The sequence below is a fragment of the Microbacterium sp. NPDC087591 genome (genome assembly GCF_044743625.1).
Lineage (GTDB): Bacteria > Actinomycetota > Actinomycetes > Actinomycetales > Microbacteriaceae > Microbacterium.
In genome coordinates, this window is the sequence record NZ_JBIUWU010000001.1 from 367,443 (window position 1) to 391,517 (window position 24,075).

Genomic DNA, 24,075 nt, shown 5'->3' on the forward strand with positions numbered 1-24,075 from the left:
CCGTACTCAGGATCACGTCTCACGACACCCCGTAGCAGCGACGCCTGCCCCGATAGGCTGGCGAGGACCACGCCCCCGTAGCCCAATGGCAGAGGCAGGCGACTTAAAATCGCTTCAGTGTCGGTTCGAGTCCGACCGGGGGTACTCTCAGTCTCCCGCGGCGTCGATCGCGGCGGCGTCGGCACGCGCCGCGAGCGACCTCGGCACGCGCGATTCACGGAAGCGCCGGATGACCAGCACGACGAGCGCCACGGCTATCGCCGTGTACACGACGTAGTCGAGATAGCCGAGGTAGCTCTCGAGCTTCTCGTGCTGCGTGCCGAGCGCGGCTCCGACGCCGATGAGCATCGCGTTCCAGAGGCCGCTGCCGATGACCGTGTAGACGCTGAAGCGCACCAGGCCCATGCGCGAGGCACCGGCCGGTATCGAGATCAGGCTCCGCACGCCGGGCACCATCCGTCCGGCCAGCACCGTCCACCCGCCGCTGCGCGCGAACCAGTGCGCCCCTCGGTCGAGGTCGGACCTGCTGACCAGCCGGGTGGCCGCCAGGAACCGCACGGCCCGCTCCATCCCGATGGCGCGTCCCAGCCCGTAGAGCAGCAGCGCGCCGACCCACGAGGCGAGTGTGCTCCAGAAGATGAGCCAGCCGAGGTGCAGCTCGCCGCTCTGGCTCAGGTACCCGGCGAACGGCAGGATCACCTCGCTCGGAATGGGCGGGATCAGCACCTCGATGAACACCAGCAGGCCGACGCCGATGTCTCCGAGGGCGGTGAGGACATCGGCGGCGAATCCGGTCAGTCCGGTGAAACCGTGTTCGGCGGCTGTCGCGACGGCAGCGGCGGGGCTCATGAAGGGCTCGTCTCTGTCAGGGGCTGTGCGGACATCGTAGAAGACGCGGCTGAGTCCGGCGTTCAGGCGATCATCGGCCGAACAGGTCACCGATTCCGGGAATGCCGAGGTTGCCCAGCTGCTCCCCCCAGCCGGAGGCCGTCTCGCCGAGTCCCGACACCGTCTCGCCGACGGAGCCAGCCAGGTCCTCGGCGCCGCCCGTGAGCGACTCGACATCGACCCCGCCGGCCAGTGCCTCGACGTCCAGGCCGGCAGCGAGCGATTCGAAGTCGACTCCGAAGCCCGCCGCCTGCTCCAGGAGCGGGCCGGCGACGGCGCTGAGCACGGCTCCACCGGCGACCGCACCGAGCACACCGACGGCGGCGCCTCCCGCGAGCATCGCCCCGCCGGCGCCGCCGCCGCGCACCCGCGAGAGGAGCCCACGCATGCGTCCGGGGTTCATGGCTTCCGAACGTCCGGCAGCGCGCGCCAGGTCCTCCGACGACGAGGAGTACGGACGCTCGCCCGGTGGGAGCTCCTCACGCATCCTCGCAGCCACGTGCTCCCGCTGCTGCGGAGTCAACCGCGCGAAGGCGTCGCGATGGATCCGCTCGACCTGCTCGGGGTCGGCCGTGCGCAGAAGGTAGTCGTAGCGAGCGATCGCCGCGCGATCCGCCGCAGACACCGACGCACTGGCGCTCGCCCGCTCCGCGTCCGCCATCGATCCGGCGGCAGGCGGAGGCGAGTACGGGTCTGTTGACGTCGGACGCGCCTCCTGCGGCGCCTCCGGACGGGGCGACGACGCGGACGACCCCCGCACGACATCGGCCGCGCGACGCCCGAGATCACCCCAGTCGGTCGACCGGGCTGCCCCTCCACCCTGAGCACGCGACGAACCGGTGGACTTGTCGAGGGCCTCCGTGGCCAGGCCGAGGAGACGGGAGAGCTTTCCCATGGACGATCCCTTCGTGGAGCGAAGCGGACCGGCGGGGAGCCACCACGTCAGGACGACGGCAGGGGTACCACGGCAGTCCGCCAGGCGGACGCCAAGGTCTCCTCCACCCTCGCGGGCCGGCGGGCCGGGACACGATGACATGTCCGTAGTGACGACTGCGCCGCAGACGGGAGTACTCCCCTTGCTCGGCCGAGACTATCGGGCGGAGTTATGCATCTGCTCCGAGCGCGCGGGAACGCGAAAGGCCCTCCCCGCGCGGGGAGGGCCTTCCGATGTGAGACGCTACGGATTACTTGGCGGCAGCCTTCTCGGCGACGGGCTTCTTGGCAGGAGCCTTCTTCGCAGGAGCCTTCTTGGCCGGTGCCTTCTCGGCGACCTCGGCCGTGTCGGCGGCAGCCTTGTCGGCAGCAGACGCCTTGGCTGCGGGAGTCTTCTTCGCAGCCGGAGCCTTCGCAGCGGCCGGGGCAGCGGCGGGAGCAGCGTCAGCGGCCGGACGCGGACGGGCGGCGAACTCCTCGAACACGTAGCGCGGGTTCTGCACCGTCTCGAGGTTGACGAGGTCGCGGCCGAGCCACAGGTTGTTCCACCAGCCCCAGATCACGCGGAACTTGCGCTCCCACGTGGGCATCGCGAGGCCGTGGTATCCACGGTGCGCGACCCAGGCGACGAAGCCCTTGAGCGCGATCTTCCCGGACTGGAAGACGCCGTTGTACAGGCCGAGACCGGCCACAGCGCCCAGGTTCTTGTGGAAGTACTCCTTGGGGTTCTCCCCACGGAGCACAGCGACGAGGTTCTTCGCGAGCAGCTTCGCCTGACGCACGGCGTGCTGGGCGTTCGGCACGCAGAAGCCGCCGACGCCGCCACCGGACAGGTCAGGGACGGCCGAGACGTCACCTGCGGCCCAGGCGCCCTCGACGAAGGCCTCCGGGGTTCCGACGCGCAGGTCGGCGCGAGTCTGGATGCGACCGCGCTCCTCGACCGGAAGGTCTCCGCCGCGCACGACGGTCGGGTTGGCCATGACACCGGCGGTCCAGACGATGACGTCGGTCGGGATGACCTCGCCCGTCGAGAGCTCGACGTTGCCGTCGACCGCGCTGGTGAGCTGCGTGTCGAGGTGCACGTTGGCACCGCGCTTGGCGAGGTCCTTGAGCACCCACTCGCTCGTCTGCAGCGAGACCTCGGGCATGATGCGGCCCATCGCCTCGATGAGGTGGAAGTGCGTGTCCTCGAAGCGCAGCTGCGGGTACTTGCCCACCAGCGAGGAGGCCAGCGAGCGGAGCTCGGCGAACACCTCGATGCCGGCGAAGCCACCACCGACGACGACGACCGTGAGCAGACGGTCGCGCTCCGGACCGGCGGGCAGCGATGCGGCCTTGTCGAAGTTCGACATGACGCGGTCGCGGATCGCGACGGCCTCTTCGATCGTCTTCAGACCGATGGCGTTGTCGGCGATGCCCGGGATCGGGAACGTGCGCGAGACCGCACCGGCGGTCACGACGATCTGGTCATACGCGAACTCGTAGGGGTCACCCACGGGCGGGGTGATCGTCGCCGTCTTCTCGGCGTGGTTGATGTTGGTCACCTTCGCCGTGAGCACGTTGGTGCGCTTGAGGTGACGACGGTGGGCGACCACGGAGTGGCGAGCCTCGATCGAGCCGGCGGCGACCTCGGGAAGGAAGGGCTGGTACGTCATGTACGGCAGCGGGTCCACCATGGTGACCTCGGCCTCACCCTTGCGGAGGTGCTTCTCGAGCTTCCATGCGGTGTAGAAACCGGCGTAGCCGCCACCGACAATCAGAATCTTGGGCACAGGGGGACAACTCCTTGGAGTCAGGGTTTTGGCGCACGAAGAGAGCGCGCCGATCGGATGCGCCGGGCAGCAGCGGTGACGCCAAGCGCTATCAGGATACCAGGGACTGTGAGCGCGACGAGCGGGAGGGTACCGTAGCGCAATGAATCAGCACTGGGAAGCAGCGGTGAACCGGGTTCGGTCGGCGCGTCGGCGTCCGGCAGAGGCGGGATCTCCACCGGCGTGACGGGGGCTTCGGTCTGTGGTTCGGCCTCCGCGCGACGGAAGAGCCGGACCCATTCGGCCAGGTCTCCCATCGGATTCGTCTCGACGGCGGGGAGGTTCGCATCGATCGCGGCGGCGGCATCGACCAGCCCGTAACCGTAGAGCGGATCGCTGGGCTTCTCGGCACCGTCCACCGGGATGGCCGTCTTGATGATGCGGTTGATGACGTCAATCGCCTTGATGTCGGGGTGCGCTGAGCGGATGAGTGCCGCGATGCCCGCGACGATCGGCGCCGCACCGCTGGTGCCGTTCCACCGGGCGAGCTTGCCGTCCGCCGACATCCCCAGCAGTCCCTCGCTGGGAGCGGAGATGCCGATCGTGATGCCCTGCGTCGATGCCTCGACGCTCGCGGTTCCGGTCTGGTCGACGCCGCCGACGGTGAGAACCCCGGGAATCGTCGCGGGAGCTCCGATGATGCTCGTGCCGCTCCCCCGGTTGCCGGCCGCGACGACCACCACGACGTCGTGGTCGAAGGCGTAGAGGAACGCGTCGTCCCAGCTCTCATCCCAGTCGAGCGTGTTGGTGGTGAAGGAGAGGTTGATCACGTCGGCGCCGTTGTCGACGGCCCAGCGCATGCCCTTCGCCACCTGCTCGGTGAAGGGGACGGCAGCAGCCGAACCGAAGCCGACCGAGATCGAGAGCAGGTTCGCCTCCGGTGCCACCCCGATCATGCCGGTGCCGTCGGGCGCACCGCGTCCGGCGGCGAGCGACGCCACCCAGGAGCCGTGGTTGCCGTCGATCGCTCCGAGCGGAGTACGGCCGTCCGGCGTTCCCGCGCCGGAGACGTCGGTCCCGCCGACGACCGCGTCGCCGAAGGTCGCCGGAACGATGCCGATACCCGTGTCGATCACGGCGATCGTGACACCGGCGCCGCGGGTCGTCTGCCATGCCTCACGGATGCGGGCACCGTCGAGCCAGTACTCCGAGGCGCGCACCGGGTCGCTCGGGTCGTCCGGAACCGGTCCCGGCGTCGCCGTCGCCCCGAGCAGCAGCACGGATGCCGTCACCGCCGCGATGGCGACGACGCTGCGCAGCATCCGCCGCCGGGTCATGCGTCCGGCTCGTCGCGCGTGGCGGCACCGGGGTCGTCGCAACGGCACCGTTCCGGAGACCAGGACGAGCGCGCGAGCGCCTCGTCGCCGATCGGGTTCACGCCAGGGCCCGCGGCGAGGGCGTGGCCGGCGAGTGCATGCAGGCACTTCACCCGGGTCGGCATGCCACCCGCGGAGATGCCGTCGATCTCGGGGACGTCGCCGAACTGCGCACGATCGGCGAGGTAGGCCTGGTGCGCCGCCAGATATGCCGCCGCCACCGACTCGTCATCGGCGAGCAGCGCGGCGAGCTCCGGCATGACCTGGGTGGCCTCGAGCGTCGACATCGCAGCCGTGGCCGCCGGATGGGTCAGGTAGTAGAACGTGGGGAACGGCGTACCGTCCGGCAGGCGCGGGGTCGTCGCGACCACGGTCGGGTTCCCGCACACGCACCGCGCGGCGATGCCGACGACACCACGGGCCGTGCGTCCGAGCTGAGCGGACACGACGGCGAGCTCGGCGGAGGTCGGGGCGGGGAATGGCGGCGTGGTCACCCCTCCAGCGTAGGGGAGGCTGCCGGGAGGATGCTCCGAGCGCGCGGTCAGCGCGCGACCGCGGCGGTGTCGCTGAGCCCCGCAGAGGTGAGGGTTCGCAGCAACTGCGGCATCCAGTCGGCGGGCTTCTCCTCGAGCGTGTCGCTCACCGGGTCCTGCTCCCGCGGGAGCGCCGCGGGGTCGAGATCGTTGTCGATGAGGTACACGACCTCGCCGGGCTTGACGTAGTACAGACGCTCACGCGCCTGGGTGGTGATGTACGCCGGATCCTGCCACCGCTCGCGCTCCTGCTCGAGGGCGACGATCTGATCCTCGCTCACCTGGACGGACGCTTCGAGGGCCGCGATCTTCTGACGCTGATCGATGAACGTGCCCAGCGTCGGCACGAGCACCCAGGCGCCGAGAACGACCAGCGAGAGCATGATGGCCGAGAACGCCGAGAGGCGGATGCCGGATGCCCATTCCCGCACGTCGACACGAGGGGTCTCGGCCGATGTCGTCCGCGTCCGAGGCTTCCGCACGGCTGCGGGTGCCACCGGTGACTTCGCCGGAGACGACGAAGGAGGAGCCGGTCGTCGTACCACGGCCCCTCCTTCGTTCATCCGCTGCGCTGGTGGCTTCGTTCATCCGCTGCGCTGGCGGTTACATCCCCGCTGCGCGAGCAGCTCCATCTTCTGCCGCTGCGCGGCTGCTTCCGTCTCGGCTGCGCTCAGGCCTTGGCGCGCGGGAACGCCGAACGACCGGCGAAGACCGCGGCGTCGCCGAGCTCTTCCTCGATGCGCAGGAGCTGGTTGTACTTCGCGACGCGCTCGCTGCGTGCAGGAGCACCCGCCTTGATCTGACCCGCGTTGGTGGCGACGGCCAGGTCGGCGATCGTGGTGTCTTCGGTCTCGCCGGAGCGGTGCGAGAGCATCGCCGTGTAGCCCGAACGCTGCGCCAGGCTGACCGCGTCGAACGTCTCGGTCAGGGTGCCGATCTGGTTGACCTTGACCAGCAGCGAGTTGGCCACGCCGCGCTTGATGCCGTCGGCGAGACGCTGCGGGTTGGTGACGAACAGGTCGTCGCCCACCAGCTGCACCTTGGAGCCCAGCGCGTCGGTGAGCAGCTTCCAGCTGTCCCAGTCGTCCTCGGCCAGGGCGTCCTCGATCGTGACGATCGGGAAGTCGTTGACGAGGCCGACGTAGTACTCGGTGAGCGCCGCGGCGTCCCAGTCCTTGTTGTCGAGGCGGTAGACGCCGTCCTTGAAGAACTCCGTCGCCGCGACGTCGAGGCCGAGCGCGATGTCGGTCCCCGGCGTGAAGCCGGCCTTCTCGATCGCCTTGACGAGGAAGTCGAGGCCCTCGCGGTTGCTGGGCAGATCGGGGGCGAAGCCGCCCTCGTCGCCGAGGCCGGTCGCGTATCCGGCAGCCTTGAGCTCGGCGCGCAGCACGTGGTACGTCTCGACGCCCCAGCGCAGGGCCTCGGAGTAGGTGTCCGCGCCGATCGGGGCGAGGAAGAACTCCTGCATGTCGATGCCGTTGTCGGCGTGCTCGCCGCCGTTGATGACGTTGAACAGCGGAACGGGCAGCACGTGGGCGTTCGGGCCACCGAGGTAGCGGAACAGCGGCAGGTCTGCGGAATCGGCGGCGGCCTTGGCGACGGCGAGGCTCACGCCGAGGATCGCGTTGGCGCCGACGCGCTTCTTGTTCTCGGTGCCGTCGACCTCGTTGAGGATCTCGTCGACGATGCGCTGTTCGCTCGCCTCCACGCCCTCGAGTGCCGGGCCGAGCTCGTCGATGACGGCCTCGACGGCCTTGAGCACGCCCTTTCCGCCGTAACGGCCCTTGTCGCCGTCGCGCAGCTCGTACGCCTCGAACGCGCCCGTGGACGCGCCGGACGGAACGGCCGCCCGCTGGACGATGCCATCGTCGAGGAGCACCTCCACCTCAACGGTCGGGTTACCGCGCGAGTCCAGAATCTCGCGTGCGCCTACAGCCTCGATCAGTGCCACTGATGTGCTCCTTGCTCAGGGAAAACGTTGTGTGGAGCGTCGTCGATCCGCGCCCAGTCTAGCCCGACCCTTCGACGGGCTCAGGGACCTTCCCTGGGAGACAGGGCCCCACCGCGGCGCGGGGATCGAGTAGCCGCAGCGAGACGGGATCGATGCTCAGAGGACGACGGCGAGCGCGACGCCGTCCCACCCCTTGGCACCGACGGTCTGCAGGGCGGTCGCGTCGAAGCGCGGGTCCTCCCCCAGCATCCGCAGTCCGTCCCTCGTGCCGATCACCTTCGAGTCGTCGGAGTCGTCGCGCACGATCTCGCCTTCCCTGCCGATGTTGTCGAGCACGACGACAGTGCCGGGGTGTCCGAGCTTCGCCGCCCAGTCGAGGTAGATCGTGTTGGACTCCTTGTCGGCGTCGATGAAGACCAGGTCGAATCCGCCGACCAGCGTGGGCAGCACATCGGCTGCTCGTCCGATGCGGATGTCGACGCGGTCACCGACCCCTGCCGCATCGATGCTGGCCCGGGCGACAGCGGCGTTGGCCGCCTCCGCCTCGACCGTGACAACTTTTCCCGCCGGGCCCACGGCGCGGGCGAGCCAGATCGTGGAGTAGCCGCCGAGGGTGCCGATCTCGAGCACGCGACGAGCTCCGCTGATACGGGCGAGCAGCTGCAGCAGCTTTCCCGCGACGGGAGCGACCTCGATGGCGGGCATCCCCGCCGTGCGCTGCGCTGTGAGCGCGGCCTCCAGCGCGGGATCATGGCCGATCAGGACTTCGGTGAGGTAGGCATCGGTGAGGGACCAGGCATCGGCGGTGGGTTCCATCTGCCCAGCAAACCCCGCGGCGGGAGGGGCGTCAAGGCCATCCCGCCGACGCGGTCAGGAGCGCGGCGGCGAGAGCAGGCGCCCCCGGGTGTCCGCCAGCTCGGGCTGCTGGCGGAACTGCCCGGTCAGCACCAGCACCAGCACCACGACGGCGATCACGATCCAACTGGCGACACCGAGCGGTCCGGCCAGCGCCATGTCGGGCTGCGACGCGGCGAAGACCAGAACGAGTCCGCCGGCTGCGTTCAGCGATCCATGGGCGATCACCGGGGGCCACACGGATGCGGAGCGCAGGCGCAGCCAGCCGAACAGGATGCCCCACGCCACGCAGCCGCCGATCATGAACAGCACGCCGGTGATGTCGGTGCGGCCGAAGTTGTAGCCGAGGAGGATCACGGGGCTATGCCAGAAACCCCAGATCACTCCGCTGATGAGCAGCGTCGGCCAGGTGCCAAGCGGCCGCAGCGCCGGCACCAGCCATCCGCGCCACCCCAGTTCCTCACCGAAGGCGAAGATGCTGTTGAAGAGTGCGCCGACGGGGATGATCGCGAGCTGCGCGACCACGACGACCTCGACGGGCGGCATCGGAGTCCCCTCGGGAAGCGCCGCCGCCAGCTGAGCGGACAGCCCTGCGAACGTGGGATCGAGCGTCACGAAGCCGAGTGCCGCGGCCACCAGGATGCTCGCGCCGACCAGCAGTGGTGGCACGAGCCAGGCGAGCAAGAGCATCCAGATCACGCGCTTCGCTGGCCGCAGCGGCCAGAGACCCAGGAACCGCACGCGGTCGCCCCGCGCGGGACTGCGCAGCGCGAAGGTGACGATGAGCGCGGCGACCGCCGGAGTCCACATCATGACCGGAAGCAGCACAGGTGTGAGGGGCTCGGCCAGGCCGTCTCCGAGCCAGAGCGGGAGGGCGACGAGCCAGGCCGATCCGCACGCGAGCACGACGAATGCGATCACGGCGAGCCAAGGGACGCGGCGGGCGTTGGCCTCGAGGGAATCGGTCATGGGTCAGCCTTCCTTCCGGGCCGCGGTCGCGAGGACCGCCGCCCCTGTCTCCGCGTCGTCGACCGTCACCACGAAGCGGCGTCCGTCTGTGCGCGTCACTTCGAGCCCAGGGCCTTCCCTCAGCACGACACCGCGGCGACCGTCCGTCCCGATGCGGTACCCCCAGCCGCCGAACTCGGCGAAGGGATCGATGCGGATGGCCCGGACGTTCGCGATCTCGCCCGCGGGGATCTCGATCTTCGGCCAGCCCACGGTCGAGCGGACCTGGAGCCCGGCGGCGCTCGCCCGCACCCGGAACGACAGCGAGGTCGCGACCGCGCCGACCAAGAACAGGGCGACGGCTGCGGTGATCCACCAGGCGGCGACACCCTGCGCCAGCAGCAGCACGGCCATGGCGATGCTGATGAAGACGCCGACGCCCAGGACGATCTGGCCGGAACGCGCGATCGTCACGCTCTTGATCCACACCGCGCGCTCATGATCTGCCAACGGCATGGGCGTCGCCGGAGCGTCGGACGGACCAGCGGACGGAGCGAACGGCGGCTGGAGGAACCACCCCAGGACCCCGAGTCCGAGCATGAGGGCGAAGCCGATGAAGACCCAGGGGCCGATGTCGGCGGCATCCGCGGCATCCGCGAGCCCCCGCTGCACACCGACAGAGACCAGCGCAGTGAGCGACATCAATCCGGCGGTGGCGAGGTTGGCCGCGCCGAGGAAGCGCGCTGTCGCCGACCACTGCGGGCCGTCCGGCGCCGGCTCTCCGCCACCCCTGGGCATCCGGTGTGCGAGCAGGGCGATGAAGGAGAACAGGGCGATCATGCCGCCACCGATGCCGATGAGGATGACCAGGTGGATCCAGCGGGGACCGTAGCCGTTCACGCCGTCCGTCCCCCAGTGGATGGCCGATGGATCCGGGATCTCGGGCAGCCAGGCCAGGACGACGACGGCCGACAGCGCGATCATGGCGGAAGGGATGATCACCCCCACCCACCAGAAGGCGCGACGGGCACGGCGGATGTCGGCGTTCATGCTGCTGTCTCCTTGATCAAGGCGGCGAGGGTGGTGGGAGAGAGTCCGAGTGCCGCGGCGCGCGCGACCAACGCGGAGATGTCCTGCGACAGTTCGGCGAGGGGGGCTGCGGATGCGGAGATCACTGCGCCCCGGCCACGACGCAGGTCGATCAGGCTCTCGTCGCGGAGCTGCTGGTAGGCGCGGAGCACCGTGTGCAGGTTGATCTCCAGGGCGTCGGCGAGTTCACGTGCGGACGGCAGACGATCGCCGGGCGACACGCGGCCGGCGACGATGTCGGCCCGCACGGATGCCGCGACCTGCTCGTAGAGCGGGGCCCCACTGCTCATGTCGACCTTGATCAGCATCCGTCCTCCACTAATTGGCTTAATTCTAGTGAAACTAGAACAATTGTGGCAACCCTCCACTCGACTACACCGCGACGACCTGTTGGGCCACACTGACGCCATGCGCATCACACCCCGCCGTCTCGCCGTCGGCATGAGCCTGTGGGTCCCGAACCTGTTCAGCGGCATCCGCATCCGCCGCTTCAGCGAGGACTGGACGCACGCGACAGTGGAGCTGCACGTGAACGTGTTCACCCGCAACTACGTCAAGACCGCATTCGGCGGGTCGATGTCGGCGATGACGGATCCGTACTTCTTCATGCTGGTGATGCACCAGCTCGGGCGCGACTACGTGGTGTGGGATACACGTGGAGAGATCGAGTTCCTCAAGCCGGGACGTGGGGTGCTCACGGCGGAGTTCGAGGTCTCGAAGGAGAGGGCCGAGGCGATCCGCGAACGGGCCCACGGCGGCGCCAAGGTGCTCGAGTGGTTCGAGACCGTGATCACCGACCGTGACGGCGACGTCGTCGCGAAGGTGCGGCGCGAGGTCTACATCCGCGAGAAGAAACGCGTCACTTCGTCTCGGAGCTGAGCGCCCGACTGATCACCTGCCGTTCACCGGCGCGTGCCACGATGGCGGGATGCCCCTTGCGCGACGACTGAAGACCGGCGATGCCGTGGCCATCGGTCTCGGATCGATGATCGGCGCCGGAGTCTTCTCGGTGTGGGCGCCGGCGATCGGCGTCGCGGGCAGCGGCGTGCTGATCGCCCTCGCCATCGCCGCCGTTGTCGCGTACTGCAACGCCACCGCATCGGCGCAGCTGGCGGCGGCGCATCCGGTCGCCGGCGGCACCTACGCCTATGCCAGAGCGGAGATCGGACCGTGGTGGGGGTTCATCGCGGGCTGGAGCTTCGTGGTCGGCAAGATCGCGAGCTGCGCGGCGATGGCGATGACCTTCGCCGCCTATGCCGCACCGCCCGGATGGCAGCCCGCCGTGGCAGGGCTGGCCGTTGCCGCCCTCGCCGCCGTCAACTGCTTCGGGGTGACCCGCACGGCGCTGCTCACCCGCATCCTCGTGGCGTGCTCACTGCTCGGACTCGCCGTCGTCGTCGCGTTCGGCCTCGCGGGTTCCCCCGTCACGGCACCGATCAGCCTGCAGAGCGCTTCGGCGTACGGCGTGCTTCAGGGCGCCGGGCTGCTGTTCTTCGCCTTTGCCGGATACGCCCGCATCGCCACCATGGGCGAGGAGGTGGTCGATCCGGCGCGGACCATCCCCCGGGCGATCACCCTCGCCCTCGCCGGCGCCGTGGTCGTCTACACGCTGGTCGGGATCACCGTGCTGACCGTGCTCGGCGAGAGCGCCACCACGAGCACCGCTCCACTGGCCGACGTCGTCGCGGCGGTGGGATGGGCGCCATTGGAGCCGCTCGTGCGGATCGCGGCGGCTGCCGCCTCACTCGGGGCGCTGCTCGCTCTGCTCACCGGCATCGGACGGACGACCCTCGCGATGGCACGGGAGCGCGACGTGCCGAGCTTCTTCGCGAAGGTGGACGAACGCTGGCAGGTGCCGCGTCGAGCCGAGATCGCGATCGCCCTGCTCGTGATCACCATCGTGCTGGTGGCCGATCTGCGCGGAGCGATCGGCTTCTCCTCGTTCGGCGTGCTCACGTACTACCTGATCGCGAACGCGGCGGCGTTCCGTCAGGAGGGTGCGGCCCGTCGGTACCCGCGCGCCCTGCAGGTCCTCGGCGCTCTCGGCTGCCTGCTCCTGGTGAACACGCTGCCCGTCGTCGCCTCGCTCGTGGGCACCGCGGTGATCGTGGCCGGAGTCGTGTACCGGCTGGTGCGGATGCGCGTGCAGCGCCCGCGCACCTGACCTACTCGCTCAGTCCGGCCCGGTAGCTGCGGGGCGCGAGACCCAGCACGGACTGGAAGTCGCGGGTGAGGTGCGCATGATCGGCATATCCGAGCTCGGCAGCGATCGCCGCCAGATCCGGGCGTGGATCCTCGCGCACCAGCTGCGCCGCTTCCTGGAGACGGCGGCGACGGATCATCGCGGCCGGCGAGACACCCACATAGCGATGAGCCATGCGCTGCAGCGTGCGCACCGACACCGCGAGCCGTGTCGCCGCCTCCACGGGGGTGAGTGCGGCCCCCGCTCCCCCGAGGACGTCGACGAGTGCATTCGCCTGGCGCGCGGAGTCGTCCAGAGGGCCGACGCGCTCCACGAGCCATCGCGAGAACGACTCGACGGCGCGCTCCCGATGCCCCGCCCCCGACGCCATCGCCGCCGTCACGTCGGCGTGGAGCGACGGCTCCGGCAGGGCGCGCGCGGTGTCGACCAATGCGGATGGGTCATCCACCAGGGCCGCCACCGCCGCGGGTCGCAGGAGCGCCCCCACCGCCCAGCCGCGCCCGCGCAGATCGCGATGCGACGCGCGCGTCGTCGGCCCCGACAGCGCGACTCCGTCGTGCTCGACCACCAGATTGAGCGCGGGATACCCGACGATCTCCTGACGCGAGAACCTTCCCGGCTCGATATCCCATTCCGGGATCCAGAACCACGCCACGAGATCCGCCGCAGCACCGGTCGCCGGCAGACGGTGGAACTCCGGCAGGCGCTTCGGATACAGCACGCCGCCGGATGAGTTCACCATGCGCTCAGCGTAGGGTTCCCCAGGGACATCCGCGTCCCCCTCACAGGCGGGTGAGGTCTGTCGCGGATCTTCAAGCCCGCGGCATCCTCCCGGTCCTACCGTGGGCTCATGAGCACTGAGATCCCCACCACCGGCGTCACCGGCACCCACACGACCGCGGGGCGTCCGCACAGCGCGACGTCGCTGACGCCCTTCCTCGCGATCCCCGATGCGGCGCGCGCCATCGAGTTCTATCGCGACGTGTTCGGCGCCCGCGTCGTGGATGTCACCGAGTTCGGCGGTGTCGTCGCCCATGCCGATCTCGACTTCGGCACCGGCATGCTGCAGCTCGGCGATCCGAATCCGGAGTACCACCTCGTCCCCTCCCCTGCGGGCGACGACGACTGCTATTCGATGGGACTGTACGTGCCGGACGTCGATGCAGTCGTGGAACGCGCCGTCGAGGCCGGGGCCACGGTGCGTGAGGCCCCATCGCACTTCGTGTCGGGCGACCGCTACGCGAGCATCCGCGACCCGTTCGGGGTGCGCTGGTCGATCATGACCCGAGTGGAGGACCTGTCCGACGAGGAGAGCGCGAGGCGCGTCGCGGAGTGGGCGGCAGCGTTCAGCGCGGCTCCGACGGACGCGACTCCGACGGACGCGACGAGCTGAGCGCCGTCTCCGCGGCCTGCTGCACCGCAGGAAGCAGCGCCTCGGCGGTGCGCCGGTAGCCGAGCGGACTGGGGTGGAACCGGTCCATGCTGAACATCTCCTCCGGTTCGTCGAAGAAGAGCGGGCCGACGGCGCGACGGAGGTCCACGGGCTCCGCTCCGGCACGGAGTGCCGTCTCCGTCTGCACGTCGGCGAGGCGTCGGGACAGGCTCGACGCCAGTCGCCGCAGCGGCTGGGGCACCGCCCGCAGCGCACCGAGATCCGGGCACGTGCCGACCACGACCTCCGTTCCCCGCTCCCGCAGCCGGACGACCGCCCTCTGCAGATGGCTCGCGGAGACGGCGACCGGCAGCCGATGCGTCACGTCGTTGCCGCCGACGACGATCACCGCGACGTGCACCCTCGCCTCAGCGGGAAGCGCATCGATCTGGACATCGAGGTCGGGCGACTCCGAGCCGACGACGGCGAGGGTGCGCAGCCGAACCGGCCGGTGCATCCGCCGGCCGAGTCCCTTGGCGAGGCGGCCTCCGAGCGTCTCCTTGCGCTTCGCAGCGCCGAGTCCCGCTGCCAGTGAATCGCCCAGCAGCAGCAGCTCGATCGGCTCCCCCTCGAACGAGGGGCGCCAGACCCGGTCCGCATCGAGCGAGTCCTCACCGAGCGGCTTCCCGATCCTGCGGCGTGCGATCGCCGCCTGACGCGTGAGCAGCATCCGCCCGCCGACCAGCAGCCCGGAGACGGCGACGATCACTCCCGTGACCACGAGGCGCGTTCGACCCATGCCCCGATTCGACCGCGTCCGCGTGAACGCGTCGTGAACGGCATCCTGCGCGCGACGGCGCGCGTCCGGCATCCGGCATCCGGCATCCGGCATCCGGCGCCACCTGCAGGAGGAAGCGCCGGATGCCGGAGGAAACGCCGTCAGATGATCCTGCAGACCGCACGATCTCCTGCAATCGGCACGGGGCGCGGAGCACCGTGCACCGGCACAGCGCCGGGGCGCGCCGACGACCGGGCACCGGCACCGAGCAGCGGCCAGGTCAACTCAGGGGCTTGACCTCGAGGTCGGCCGCGCCAGCGCTGACCGTCGCGAAACCGGTGTAGCCCTCGGCGGATGCCCGCTCGAGCAGCGCCTTGAGGTTCTTGGTGCGACGCTCCAGTCGCACCCGGGCACCCGTGCCGATCAGCGTGGTCTTGTGAGCCAGAAGCTCGGCGACCGGCACATCGGCATCGTGGATCAGGACGATCGCCTGCGCCTCGGCATCCGCTCCCGCGGTGACCAGGTCGACCAGACGTTCGAAGCCGAGCGAGAACCCGACGGCGGGCACCTGCTGGCCGAGGAAGCGGCCGATCATGCCGTCGTAGCGCCCGCCGCCACCGAGCGAGTAGTCGACGGAAGGGTGCGCCAGCTCGAAGATCGTGCCGGTGTAGTAGCCCATGCCGCGCACAAGGAACGGGTCGAAGACGAGCGGGATGTCGGACTGCCCGCGCCCCGCTGCGACGGCCTCGCCGATGCCGACCAGGTGCGAGACGATCTCGTCCGGCGCGTTCTCGGGCAGTGCCTTGCGGATCTGGCGCTCCCCGAACGGGTGGTACTCCATGGTCTGGGGGCGACGGAGGAAGGCCTCGAACGCGTCGACTGGCCGGAGATCCGGTTCCTGAGCCTGACGAAGGGCGCGCTCGCGCAGTTCGGCGGCCACACCGTCCGGCCCGATCTTGTCGAGCTTGTCGATCGTGATGAGCACACCCGGCCGCTCCTCGGCGGCGAAGCCGAAGCTGTCGAGCATCCAGTCCAACACACGTCGGTCGTTGATCCGCACAGTCGCACCGTCGAGCCCGAGCGCATCGACCGCGTCCAGCGAGGCGACCATGAGCTCGGCCTCGGCGCGCGAGGAGTCGTCGCCCATGATGTCGATGTCGCACTGCACGAACTGGCGGTAGCGGCCCTTCTGCGGACGCTCGGCCCGCCACACCGCTCCGATCTGGATCGAGCGGAAGACAGCGGGGAGCTGTCCGCGGTTGCTGGCGTAGAAGCGAGCCAGCGGAACCGTCAGGTCGTAGCGCAGCCCGAGGTCGGAGAGGGCAGCGGGATCGTCGGCCGCGTTGCGGATCGCCTCGGCATCGAGACCGCGGCGCAGCACGTTGTAAGCGAGCTTCTCGTTGTCTCCACCGATGCCGGCGTGCAGACGGCTGTACTCCTCGACGACCGGGGTCTCGATCTCGTCGAATCCATGGGCGAGGTAGCGCTCGCGGATGACGGAGAGCACACGCTCACGGCGGGCCTTGTCGGCGGGGAGGATGTCGCGCATGCCGCGCGGCGGGTTCACAGTAGCCACGGAACCATCTTCCCAGGTCTGCCGAGGCCGCCGTGTCGCGGCCTCAGCCGGCGGACTCCGCCGTGCGTACGTCGGCTTCGACAGTGCGCAGCCGTTCGCGCAGGGCGCGCTCGGCATCCCAGCCGTTCGTGCGGGCGCGATCGACCAGGGCGAGCAGCGCATCGCCGAGCTCGGCCTCGGTGGTGGGCCCGGCCTCCGTCGTCGACGCGGGCACGGCCACGCCCACCCCGGCGGCGCGTCCGACGAGCTTCTGCGCGAGGGCCAGCGCCGGCATCCCCCGTGGCACCCCGTCGAGGACGCTGCTCCTGGTGCGCTTCTCGGCCGCCTTCGCGGCGTTCCAGTGGACCAGCACCTCGTCCGGCGTGCGCGCCACGGCATCCGCGAAGACGTGCGGATGCCGCCGCACCATCTTCTCGGTCAGCGTGCGGGCCACGTCGTCGATGTCGAACGGATCGTCCGGGTCCTGCGCGGCGATCGCCGAGTGGAACAGCACCTGCCAGAGCAGATCGCCGAGTTCCTCCCGCAGATCGGTGCGTGTTCCGCTCTCGACAGCGTCGATCACCTCGTGGGATTCCTCGATCAGATAGGGCACGAGGTCGCGGTGGGTGATGCGCTGCGACCACACGCACCGCTCGCGCACGGCGCGCATGGTCTCGGCCGCCGCACGCAACGGGTCGTACTCATGTGCGTTCTCCGTCTTCGTCGACACGGATTCTCCTTGCTCGAGAGACGGCTCGGACGACGCGGTCATGAGGCCGCCGCCGACAGACGCCGATAGGAACGGGCCCGCAGCGACACCAGCACCGCGGAGAGGACGAGCGCCAGGAGCGAGCCGACCAGCACACCGAGGATCGCCTGGTCGCGGATCGATGTATCCGACGCGAACGCCAGGTTGGCCAGGAGCAGCGACACCGTGAAGCCGATGCCACCCAGCGCCCCCGCCGCGAGCAGGTCGCCGAACGGCAGCGCGGGGGCGGCCCCCTTCGGGCGGAGGCGCATACCCACCCAGCCGAACAACGTGATGCCGATGATCTTGCCCACCGGGAGTGCGACCACGATCGCCCAGAACGCCGGAGACAGCTCGGCCGGAGACAGCGCCGGGATCACGACGAACGCGGCCACCAGGGCGAACACCGGCAGGATCACCCCGTTCACCAGAGGCTCCAGCGCGTGCCGGGTGCGCTCCGCAGGGGCCGGAGCCATCACGAGCCCGAGCAGCACACCTGCGATGGTGGCGTGGATGCCGGATGCGGCGACGAGACCCCAGGCGACGATGCCGACGATGATCATGGCGACCACGACGATCGGACGCGCTCGCGCGCTCGCGATCCGGCTCAGCACGGCGAACGCCGCCACCGCCACCGCGGCGAGCGCCAGCAGCAGCCACTGCACGTCATGCGCGAAGAGCACGGCGATGAAGATGATGCCGATGATGTCGTCGAGGATCGCGAGCGCCAGCAGGAACACCCGGACCGAGGACGGAAGGCCTCGACCGAACATCGCCAGCACGCCGAGGGCGAAGGCGATATCGGTCGCCGTGGGGATCGGCCAGCCCTGCGCGGTCGCGTCGCCTCCGGCGATCAGCAGATAGACCACGATCGGGACCAGCACCCCGCCGCCCGCAGCGATCGCCGGCTGCAGGGCCTTGCGAGGAGAGTCGAGCTCACCGTGCGTCAGCTCGTACCGCAGCTCGATCGCCACCACGAAGAAGAACACCGCGAGCAGTCCGTCCGAGACCCAGTGCGCGATCGAGAGGTCGAGCCCCGTGCCCGGCACCGCGATGTGGAGATCGAGAACGGCGGCGACCGCATCATGCGCGGGCAGATTGGCGAGCAGGAGGCCGAGCCCCCCGGCCAGGAGCAGCAGGACGGCGGGGAACTGCTGCCCGCGGAGAGGGTTCGCTGAGATGCGCATCGCCTCCATGCTAGGTCGGCGGACGTCGGCGCACGTGGTACCGGGCCAATCGTTCACCGGGCTACCCGGGGACCGGTCGCCGCGTGTCACGTCCTGTCATGCGTGTCATCCACGCTTCCGAGCCGGGATACGCTCGAAGCGTGACCCCCGAACACACCTTCCCCGAGCCCACGAACACCGAGGCCATCCGCGTGATCGGCCGCTTCGAGGCCGGCCGCGGCATTCCCGATGCGATGCGCAACGACGTCAGGATGCTCGGCGTCCTGCTCGGACAGGTGCTGCGCGAAGCCGGCGGCGACGACCTGTTCGAAGACGTCGAGCGCCTGCGACTCGCGACGATCCAGGCGTACGACGAGGAGACGCCGGACGCCTTCGACCGTGCCGCCGCGATCGCGGAGTCGTTCACGGTCGCGCGGGCCGACGAGGTCGCCCGCGCCTTCACCTGTTACTTCCACCTGGTCAACCTCGCCGAGGAGCACCAGCGCGTGCGCGTGCTGCGCGAGCGGGCGGGCCAGCCGGGCCCTTCGGCGGGCTCAGGAACCCAGGACAGGACGGCAGACACGGTCGCCACCGCGTACGCGCGGCTCAAGAGCGAGGTCGGCGACGATGAGGCACGCCGTCGCCTGGAGGGTCTCCGCTTCCACCCGGTCTTCACCGCGCACCCGACCGAGGCACGCCGCCGCGCGGTCTCGTCGAGCATCCGCCGCCTCTCCGACCTGCTGACGCAGCACGATGCGGCGAGCGCGGGCGGCGCCGAAGCCCACCGCGCCCAGCGCCGCATGCTCGAGGAGATCGACACGCTGTGGCGCACCGCTCCGCTGCGCTCCCAGAAGCCCTCTCCGACGGACGAGGTGCGCACCGTGATGGGCGTCTTCGACGAGACGCTCTTCACCACCGTCCCCCATGTGTACCGTCGCATCGACGACGCGCTCCGCGGCGAGGACTCCGGCTCCAGCGCGCCCATCGTCCCCGCGTTCGTGAGGGTCGGCTCCTGGGTCGGCGGCGACCGCGACGGCAACCCGTTCGTCACCGCGTCGGTCACGCGTGAGGCGTCGGACATCGCGGCCGACCACGTGCTCCGCGGGCTCGAGCGCGCCCTGGAGCGTATCGGCCGCACACTGACCCTCGACGCGGAGGGCACTCCCCCCAGCGCCGAGGTGATCGCCCTGTGGGAGCGCTTCGCCGCGGCAGAGCCCGGCATCGCCGGCGAGCTCGCCACCCGCTCGCCCGACGAGCCGCACCGCCGCGTGCTCCTGGCGCTCGCCCGCCGCGTCGCCGCGACCAGGCACGGAGAGGGCGAACTGCGCTACTCGCGGCCCGAGGAACTCCTGTCCGACCTGCGCAGCGTGCAGTCGTCACTCGCGGCCAGCGGCGCGCGGCGCCATGCCTTCGGCGGCGTGCAGCACCTGATCTGGCAGGTGGAGACCTACGGCTTCCATCTGACGGAGCTCGAGGTGCGTCAGCACTCCCAGGTGCACGCCAAGGCGCTCGCCGAGCTCGAGGCCGGAGAGGCGATCAGCGCGCAGACCGAGGAGGTGCTCGAGGTCTTCCGTGTGATCGCCGACATCCAGCGCAACCGTGGTCTCCGCGCGGCAGGACGGTATGTGGTCTCGTTCACGCAGGCGGCCTCCGACCTCGCGAACGTGCACCGGCTCGCCAAGCACGCGCTCGGCGACGACGCCCCTGTGCTCGATGTCGTTCCGCTGTTCGAGACCTTCGCCGATCTGCAGGCCGCGCCCGAGATCCTCGCCGAGGCCGTGACCTTCCCCGAGTTCCGGGCGCGCATGGCCGAGACCGGTAACAAGCTGGAGGTCATGCTCGGCTACTCCGACTCCTCGAAGGACGTCGGTCCCGTCGCCGCCAACCTCGCGCTCTACGAGGCGCAGGAGAAGATCGCGCTGTGGGCGCAGGAATCCGACATCGAGCTGACCCTGTTCCACGGACGAGGTGGCGCCCTGGGCCGTGGGGGCGGACCGGCCAATTCCGCGATCCTCGCGCAGCCCCCGCACTCGGTGGACGGCCGCTTCAAGCTCACCGAGCAGGGCGAGGTCATCTTCGCGCGCTACGGCGAGCCCGCCATCGCGATGCGCCACATCGACCAGGTCGCCGCCGCCACGCTGCTGGCCTCCTCGCCGACGGTCGAGAAGCGCACCAGCGGCGCAGCGGCGCGGTACGCCGAGGTCGCGGCCACCATGGACACGGCATCGCGCGAGCGGTTCTTCTCGCTCGTGAAGGCCGAGGGCTTCGCTCCGTGGTTCGCCACCGTGACCCCGCTCGAGGAGATCGGTCTGCTGGCGCTGGGCTCCCGGCCGGCGCGACGCGGACTCTCGGTGGAATCGCTTGAGGATCTGCGAGCGATCCCGTGGGTGTTCGCGTGGACCCAGGCACGCATCAACCTCGCCGGCTGGTTCGGCCTGGGTACGGCGCTCCAGGCCGTCGGCGACGAGGAGCTGCTCGTCGAGGCCTACCGGGAGTGGCCGCTGCTGCGCACCATGATCGACAACGTGGCCATGAGCCTCGCGAAGACCGACGAGCGCATCGCCCGGCAGTACCTCGCGCTCGGTGACCGCGACGACCTCGCCGCGCTGGTGCTCGATGAGCTCGCGCTCACCAGGGAGTGGGTGATCCGCCTCACTGGTGGCGAAGGTCTGCTGGAGGGCAAGCCCGTCCTGCAGCGCGCCGTGCAGCTGCGCAGCCCCTACGTCGACGCCCTCTCGCTCCTGCAGCTGCGGGCGCTGCGAGCGTTGCGCTCGGCGGGCGACACCGAGGCGACGGGCTCCGGCGCCGATGCCGAACAGCAGCGCCTTCTGCTGCTGTCCGTGAGCGGCGTGGCGGCGGGCCTGCAGAATACCGGGTGACACTCAGCCGTCCGAGCCGACGGTTCCGGCGTGCCCGCTAGAGTGAAAACTCGCGCCCGATCCGGCGCCGCATCACGCGACACGATCGCCTGCACCACCATCCCCCATCAGAAAGCATCATCCGCGTGACCGCAACGACCCCTGCCTTCCATCCGCTCGCCCCGTCCGTGCAGACGGTGTTCGATACCGTCCTGTCGCGCAGCCCGCACGAGCCGGAGTTCCACCAGGCCGTGCATGAAGTGCTGCACTCGATCGCCCCGGTGCTCGAGCGGCGCCCGGAGTACATCGACGGCGGTATCCTCGAGCGCCTGGTCGAGCCGGAGCGCCAGATCATGTTCCGCGTGCCGTGGGTCGACGACTCCGGCCGTCTGCAGGTCAACCGGGGCTACCGCATCCAGTTCTCCTCCGTGCTCGGCCCGTACAAGGGCGGCCTGCGGTTCCACCCGTCGGTGAACCTCTCGATCATCAAGTTCCTCGGCTTCGAGCAGATCTTCAAGAACGCGCTCACGGGACAGGGCATCGGCGGCGGCAAGGGAGGGTCGGACTTCGACCCGCACGGCAAGTCCGACGCCGAGGTCATGCGCTTCTGCCAGTCGTTCATGAACGAGCTGTACCGTCACCTCGGCGAGCACACCGACGTTCCCGCGGGCGACATCGGCGTCGGCGGCCGCGAGATCGGCTACCTCTTCGGTCAGTACCGCAAGGTCACCAACCGCCACGAGTCCGGCATGTTCACCGGCAAGGGCACCGGTTGGGGTGGCGCCGAGGTGCGCACGGAGGCCACCGGCTACGGCGCCGTGTTCTTCGCGCAGGAGATGCTGGCCGTCCACGGCGACTCGCTCGACGGAAAGCGCGTCGGCATCTCGGGATCCGGCAACGTCGCGATCTACGCGATCCAGAAGGCGACCCAGCTCGGCGCGACCGCCGTCACGGCATCCGACTCCTCCGGCTACGTCGTCGACGACGCCGGCATCGACCTCGACCTGCTCCGTCAGCTCAAGGAGGTCGAGCGCGCCCGCATCGTCGAGTACGCGAACCGTCGCCCCAGCGCCCGCTTCGTCGAGGGCGGCAGCGTCTGGGAGGTGCCGGTCGACATCGCCGTGCCCTCCGCCACGCAGAACGAGGTCAGCCTCGCCGATGCCGAGGCCCTGATCGCCGGCGGCGTGCGTGCCGTGTCCGAGGGCGCCAATATGCCGTGCGTCCCCGAGGCCGTCGAGGCGTTCCAGAAGGCCGGCGTGCTGTTCGCACCGGGCAAGGCGGCCAACGCCGGCGGCGTCGCGACCTCCGCACTGGAGATGAGCCAGAACGCCTCGCGCCAGCGCTGGACCTTCGGCGACAGCGAGAACAAGCTGCGCGAGATCATGGCCGACATCCACCGCGCCGCCTTCGACGCGGCCGAGCGTCACGATGTCGCGGGCGACTACGTCGCCGGTGCCAACATCGCCGGCTTCGAGCGTGTGGCTGCCGCGATGCTCGCCCAGGGCGTCATCTGATCAGCGACCGATTCACGCGGAAGAGCCGCCTCCCTTCTCGGGAGGCGGCTCTTCTTGTTTCGGGATGTCGCGTCAGCTCTCGTCGACCGGCACCTTGACGACCTTGTTGAAACCGGTCACGGCCTGGTTCTCGTCGAAGGCGACGACCTTCTTGCGGAAGCCCTTCGTGATGATGGCGAGGTAGACCAGGCCGATCGCGGTCCAGACCAGACCGCCGCGCAGGGCATCTTCATGCAGGTTCGCCCACAGGAGTCCGGTGAGGACCATGCCGATGCCCGGCATCACGATGTAGGTGAAGATGTCGCCGGGGGTCTTGCGACGTCCCTTGCGGATCGCGAACCAGGCGATCACAGAGATGTTGACGAACGTGAAGGCGATCAGTGCGCCGAAGTTGATCCACGCGGCGATCAGCTCGAGCGTGAACGGGATCGCGAGGAGCGAGATCGCTCCGACCAGCACGATGTTGAACGTCGGCGTGTGCGTGCGCGGGTTGATGTAGCCGAACGCCTTCTGCGGCAGCACGTTGTTGCGGCCCATGACCAGCAGCATGCGCGAGACCGAGGCGTGCGACGCCAGACCCGAGGCGAGCGTCGCGCAGAAGCCCGCGGCGGTCAGCACGGCCATCAGCACCGGACCGCCGACCAGGTTGCCGATGATCGGGAGGGTGGAGTCCTCGACGAACTGCATGTCGCCGCCCGGGGCGAACTCGTTCCAATCGGGGAAGCGCAGCTGCGAGAGGTAGCCGGCGATCAGGAAGATCGCGCCGCCGAGGAGCACCGTCAGCAGGATGGCCTTCGGCATGATCTTCGGGTCCTTCGCCTCCTCCGCGTACATCGTGACCGCGTCGAAGCCGATGAACGAGAAGCACACGATGGTCGCGCCCATGAGCACCGCGCCCATGGTGGCGCCGTCGTGGAAGAACGGGGTCATCGAGGCGACGGTCGCCGCTCCCTCGCCGCGCATCAGCTGCGCGATCACCAGGACGACGAACACGATCATGACCACGATCGAGAAGACCAGCAGGATCATGTTGAGGTTCGAGGTGCCGCGCATCGTCATGTAGATGATGCTGGTCACGAGGATGCAGTAGATCACCACCCAGATCCAGCCGGGGATGTCGGGGAACAGGGCTTCGAGGTAGCTGCGGATGATGAGGCAGTTGACCATGGGAAGAAGCACGTAGTCGATCAGCGAGGTCCAGCCGACCATGAAGCCGAGGTTCGGGTGGATCGACTCGCGCACGTAGGTGTAGGCGGACCCTGCACTCGGGATGGCGCTGGAGATCTTGCCGTAGCTGATCGCCGTGAACACCATCACCACCAGGGCGACCAGGTACGCCGCGGGCACCACGTTGTCGGTGTCGCGGGCGACCATGCCGAACGTGTCGAAGACGACGGTCGGGGTCATGTACCCCAGACCGAGGCCGACGATGGCCCACAGTCCGAGATTACGCTTGAGCGTCCCGCCTCCTTGGGCGAGCGGCTTGGTCTTCGTGGCCATGTGTACTCCTCGGGGAACAGCGCATGGGTCGGACATCGGGTCGTCTGACGCTGAGCA

General features: G+C 69.7%; 22 protein-coding genes and 1 tRNA gene. 6 read left to right on the top strand and 17 right to left on the bottom strand.

Going from position 1 to position 24,075, the window contains the following annotated elements; genetic code table 11:
- Positions 1 to 71: 71 nt before the first annotated feature.
- A tRNA-Leu gene (locus tag ACIOVG_RS01745) sits at positions 72 to 144 on the top strand.
- Between the two features lie 3 nt (positions 145 to 147).
- Here the strand turns inward: ACIOVG_RS01745 and ACIOVG_RS01750 are convergent.
- From ACIOVG_RS01750 to ACIOVG_RS01800, 11 genes are all read right to left on the bottom strand, one after another.
- Positions 148 to 849 (bottom strand): DedA family protein, encoded by a 702-nt coding sequence (locus tag ACIOVG_RS01750; protein ID WP_400868441.1) that lies wholly within the window; start codon positions 847 to 849, stop codon positions 148 to 150.
- 70 nt (positions 850 to 919) lie between these two features.
- On the bottom strand, positions 920 to 1,783 hold the full coding sequence (locus ACIOVG_RS01755) for a cation-transporting ATPase (RefSeq protein ID WP_400868443.1): 864 nt from the start codon (positions 1,781 to 1,783) through the stop codon (positions 920 to 922).
- Positions 1,784 to 2,072: 289 nt separating this feature from the next.
- A complete protein-coding gene (locus ACIOVG_RS01760; protein ID WP_400868445.1) occupies positions 2,073 to 3,593 on the bottom strand; it encodes an NAD(P)/FAD-dependent oxidoreductase in 1,521 nt (506 codons plus the stop codon).
- 20 nt (positions 3,594 to 3,613) lie between these two features.
- The gene (locus ACIOVG_RS01765; protein WP_400868447.1) at positions 3,614 to 4,909 is read right to left on the bottom strand and encodes a S8 family peptidase; all 1,296 of its coding nucleotides are present in this window, start codon (positions 4,907 to 4,909) and stop codon (positions 3,614 to 3,616) included.
- On the bottom strand, positions 4,906 to 5,442 hold the full coding sequence (locus tag ACIOVG_RS01770) for a DUF501 domain-containing protein (protein WP_400868449.1): 537 nt from the start codon (positions 5,440 to 5,442) through the stop codon (positions 4,906 to 4,908). Before ACIOVG_RS01770 ends, ACIOVG_RS01765 begins: the two co-directional genes overlap by 4 nt.
- Before the next feature lie 47 nt (positions 5,443 to 5,489).
- Positions 5,490 to 5,978: a septum formation initiator family protein gene (locus tag ACIOVG_RS01775; RefSeq protein ID WP_400868451.1), complete on the bottom strand. Its 489-nt coding sequence runs from the start codon at positions 5,976 to 5,978 to the stop codon at positions 5,490 to 5,492.
- Positions 5,979 to 6,151: 173 nt separating this feature from the next.
- Entirely contained in the window at positions 6,152 to 7,432 is a 1,281-nt protein-coding gene (eno, locus tag ACIOVG_RS01780; RefSeq protein WP_400868453.1) for a phosphopyruvate hydratase, read from the bottom strand.
- A 156-nt stretch (positions 7,433 to 7,588) separates the two neighbouring features.
- On the bottom strand, positions 7,589 to 8,248 hold the full coding sequence (locus tag ACIOVG_RS01785) for an O-methyltransferase (protein ID WP_400868455.1): 660 nt from the start codon (positions 8,246 to 8,248) through the stop codon (positions 7,589 to 7,591).
- 54 nt (positions 8,249 to 8,302) lie between these two features.
- Complete coding sequence (locus ACIOVG_RS01790; RefSeq protein WP_400868457.1) at positions 8,303 to 9,256, bottom strand: lysostaphin resistance A-like protein; 954 nt, start codon at positions 9,254 to 9,256, stop codon at positions 8,303 to 8,305.
- Between the two features lie 3 nt (positions 9,257 to 9,259).
- A complete protein-coding gene (locus tag ACIOVG_RS01795) occupies positions 9,260 to 10,285 on the bottom strand; it encodes a DUF1648 domain-containing protein (RefSeq protein ID WP_400868459.1) in 1,026 nt (341 codons plus the stop codon).
- Positions 10,282 to 10,632 (bottom strand): GntR family transcriptional regulator, encoded by a 351-nt coding sequence (locus ACIOVG_RS01800; protein ID WP_400868461.1) that lies wholly within the window; start codon positions 10,630 to 10,632, stop codon positions 10,282 to 10,284. The genes ACIOVG_RS01795 and ACIOVG_RS01800 overlap by 4 nt, the downstream gene beginning before the upstream one ends.
- A gap of 100 nt (positions 10,633 to 10,732) precedes the next feature.
- On the opposite strand from ACIOVG_RS01800, the gene ACIOVG_RS01805 reads away from it, so the two are divergent.
- Both ACIOVG_RS01805 and ACIOVG_RS01810 read left to right on the top strand, forming a co-directional pair.
- The gene (locus tag ACIOVG_RS01805) at positions 10,733 to 11,203 is read left to right on the top strand and encodes a PaaI family thioesterase (RefSeq protein WP_400868463.1); all 471 of its coding nucleotides are present in this window, start codon (positions 10,733 to 10,735) and stop codon (positions 11,201 to 11,203) included.
- 49 nt (positions 11,204 to 11,252) lie between these two features.
- On the top strand, positions 11,253 to 12,488 hold the full coding sequence (locus ACIOVG_RS01810; protein WP_400868465.1) for an APC family permease: 1,236 nt from the start codon (positions 11,253 to 11,255) through the stop codon (positions 12,486 to 12,488).
- Position 12,489: 1 nt separating this feature from the next.
- Here ACIOVG_RS01810 and ACIOVG_RS01815 read toward each other — a convergent pair whose 3' ends face one another.
- Entirely contained in the window at positions 12,490 to 13,269 is a 780-nt protein-coding gene (locus tag ACIOVG_RS01815; protein ID WP_400868466.1) for a helix-turn-helix domain-containing protein, read from the bottom strand.
- A 108-nt stretch (positions 13,270 to 13,377) separates the two neighbouring features.
- Between ACIOVG_RS01815 and ACIOVG_RS01820 the strand changes: the two genes are divergently transcribed.
- Positions 13,378 to 13,920 carry a VOC family protein gene (locus tag ACIOVG_RS01820; protein ID WP_400868468.1) on the top strand — a complete coding sequence of 181 codons (543 nt, stop codon included), beginning with the start codon at positions 13,378 to 13,380 and terminating at the stop codon, positions 13,918 to 13,920.
- Here the strand turns inward: ACIOVG_RS01820 and ACIOVG_RS01825 are convergent.
- From ACIOVG_RS01825 to ACIOVG_RS01840, 4 genes are all read right to left on the bottom strand, one after another.
- Positions 13,874 to 14,698, bottom strand: a complete 825-nt coding sequence (locus ACIOVG_RS01825; protein WP_400868470.1) for an SGNH/GDSL hydrolase family protein — start codon at positions 14,696 to 14,698, stop codon at positions 13,874 to 13,876. The genes ACIOVG_RS01820 and ACIOVG_RS01825 overlap by 47 nt on opposite strands.
- 259 nt (positions 14,699 to 14,957) lie before the next feature.
- Entirely contained in the window at positions 14,958 to 16,226 is a 1,269-nt protein-coding gene (locus tag ACIOVG_RS01830; protein WP_400872650.1) for a histidine--tRNA ligase, read from the bottom strand.
- Between the two features lie 70 nt (positions 16,227 to 16,296).
- Complete coding sequence (locus ACIOVG_RS01835) at positions 16,297 to 16,902, bottom strand: MazG family protein (RefSeq protein WP_400872653.1); 606 nt, start codon at positions 16,900 to 16,902, stop codon at positions 16,297 to 16,299.
- Positions 16,903 to 17,000: 98 nt separating this feature from the next.
- Complete coding sequence (locus tag ACIOVG_RS01840) at positions 17,001 to 18,167, bottom strand: Na+/H+ antiporter NhaA (RefSeq protein WP_400868472.1); 1,167 nt, start codon at positions 18,165 to 18,167, stop codon at positions 17,001 to 17,003.
- A gap of 140 nt (positions 18,168 to 18,307) precedes the next feature.
- Here ACIOVG_RS01840 and ACIOVG_RS01845 point away from each other — a divergent pair, with 140 nt between their 5' ends.
- Both ACIOVG_RS01845 and gdhA read left to right on the top strand, forming a co-directional pair.
- Positions 18,308 to 21,025, top strand: coding sequence for a phosphoenolpyruvate carboxylase (locus ACIOVG_RS01845; protein WP_400868474.1), 2,718 nt, complete (start codon positions 18,308 to 18,310; stop codon positions 21,023 to 21,025).
- A 125-nt stretch (positions 21,026 to 21,150) separates the two neighbouring features.
- On the top strand, positions 21,151 to 22,518 hold the full coding sequence (gene gdhA / locus ACIOVG_RS01850; RefSeq protein ID WP_400868476.1) for an NADP-specific glutamate dehydrogenase: 1,368 nt from the start codon (positions 21,151 to 21,153) through the stop codon (positions 22,516 to 22,518).
- A gap of 72 nt (positions 22,519 to 22,590) precedes the next feature.
- Here the strand turns inward: gdhA and ACIOVG_RS01855 are convergent, their stop codons facing one another.
- Complete coding sequence (locus ACIOVG_RS01855) at positions 22,591 to 24,018, bottom strand: APC family permease (RefSeq protein ID WP_400868478.1); 1,428 nt, start codon at positions 24,016 to 24,018, stop codon at positions 22,591 to 22,593.
- Between the last annotated feature and the right edge of the window lie 57 nt (positions 24,019 to 24,075).

What these genes read in the sequence shown, in the direction of transcription:
- ACIOVG_RS01750 (WP_400868441.1), bottom strand. Translation starts at nt 849, where the DNA reads ATGAGCCCCGCCGCTGCCGTCGCGACAGCCGCCGAACACGGTTTCACC.
- ACIOVG_RS01755 (WP_400868443.1), bottom strand. Translation starts at nt 1,783, where the DNA reads ATGGGAAAGCTCTCCCGTCTCCTCGGCCTGGCCACGGAGGCCCTCGAC.
- ACIOVG_RS01765 (WP_400868447.1), bottom strand. Translation starts at nt 4,909, where the DNA reads ATGACCCGGCGGCGGATGCTGCGCAGCGTCGTCGCCATCGCGGCGGTG.
- ACIOVG_RS01785 (WP_400868455.1), bottom strand. Translation starts at nt 8,248, where the DNA reads ATGGAACCCACCGCCGATGCCTGGTCCCTCACCGATGCCTACCTCACC.
- ACIOVG_RS01790 (WP_400868457.1), bottom strand. Translation starts at nt 9,256, where the DNA reads ATGACCGATTCCCTCGAGGCCAACGCCCGCCGCGTCCCTTGGCTCGCC.
- ACIOVG_RS01795 (WP_400868459.1), bottom strand. Translation starts at nt 10,285, where the DNA reads ATGAACGCCGACATCCGCCGTGCCCGTCGCGCCTTCTGGTGGGTGGGG.
- ACIOVG_RS01800 (WP_400868461.1), bottom strand. Translation starts at nt 10,632, where the DNA reads ATGCTGATCAAGGTCGACATGAGCAGTGGGGCCCCGCTCTACGAGCAG.
- ACIOVG_RS01805 (WP_400868463.1), top strand. Translation starts at nt 10,733, where the DNA reads ATGCGCATCACACCCCGCCGTCTCGCCGTCGGCATGAGCCTGTGGGTC.
- ACIOVG_RS01810 (WP_400868465.1), top strand. Translation starts at nt 11,253, where the DNA reads ATGCCCCTTGCGCGACGACTGAAGACCGGCGATGCCGTGGCCATCGGT.
- ACIOVG_RS01815 (WP_400868466.1), bottom strand. Translation starts at nt 13,269, where the DNA reads ATGGTGAACTCATCCGGCGGCGTGCTGTATCCGAAGCGCCTGCCGGAG.
- ACIOVG_RS01820 (WP_400868468.1), top strand. Translation starts at nt 13,378, where the DNA reads ATGAGCACTGAGATCCCCACCACCGGCGTCACCGGCACCCACACGACC.
- ACIOVG_RS01825 (WP_400868470.1), bottom strand. Translation starts at nt 14,698, where the DNA reads ATGGGTCGAACGCGCCTCGTGGTCACGGGAGTGATCGTCGCCGTCTCC.
- ACIOVG_RS01830 (WP_400872650.1), bottom strand. Translation starts at nt 16,226, where the DNA reads ATGCGCGACATCCTCCCCGCCGACAAGGCCCGCCGTGAGCGTGTGCTC.
- ACIOVG_RS01835 (WP_400872653.1), bottom strand. Translation starts at nt 16,902, where the DNA reads ATGCGCGCCGTGCGCGAGCGGTGCGTGTGGTCGCAGCGCATCACCCAC.
- ACIOVG_RS01840 (WP_400868472.1), bottom strand. Translation starts at nt 18,167, where the DNA reads ATGCGCATCTCAGCGAACCCTCTCCGCGGGCAGCAGTTCCCCGCCGTC.
- ACIOVG_RS01855 (WP_400868478.1), bottom strand. Translation starts at nt 24,018, where the DNA reads ATGGCCACGAAGACCAAGCCGCTCGCCCAAGGAGGCGGGACGCTCAAG.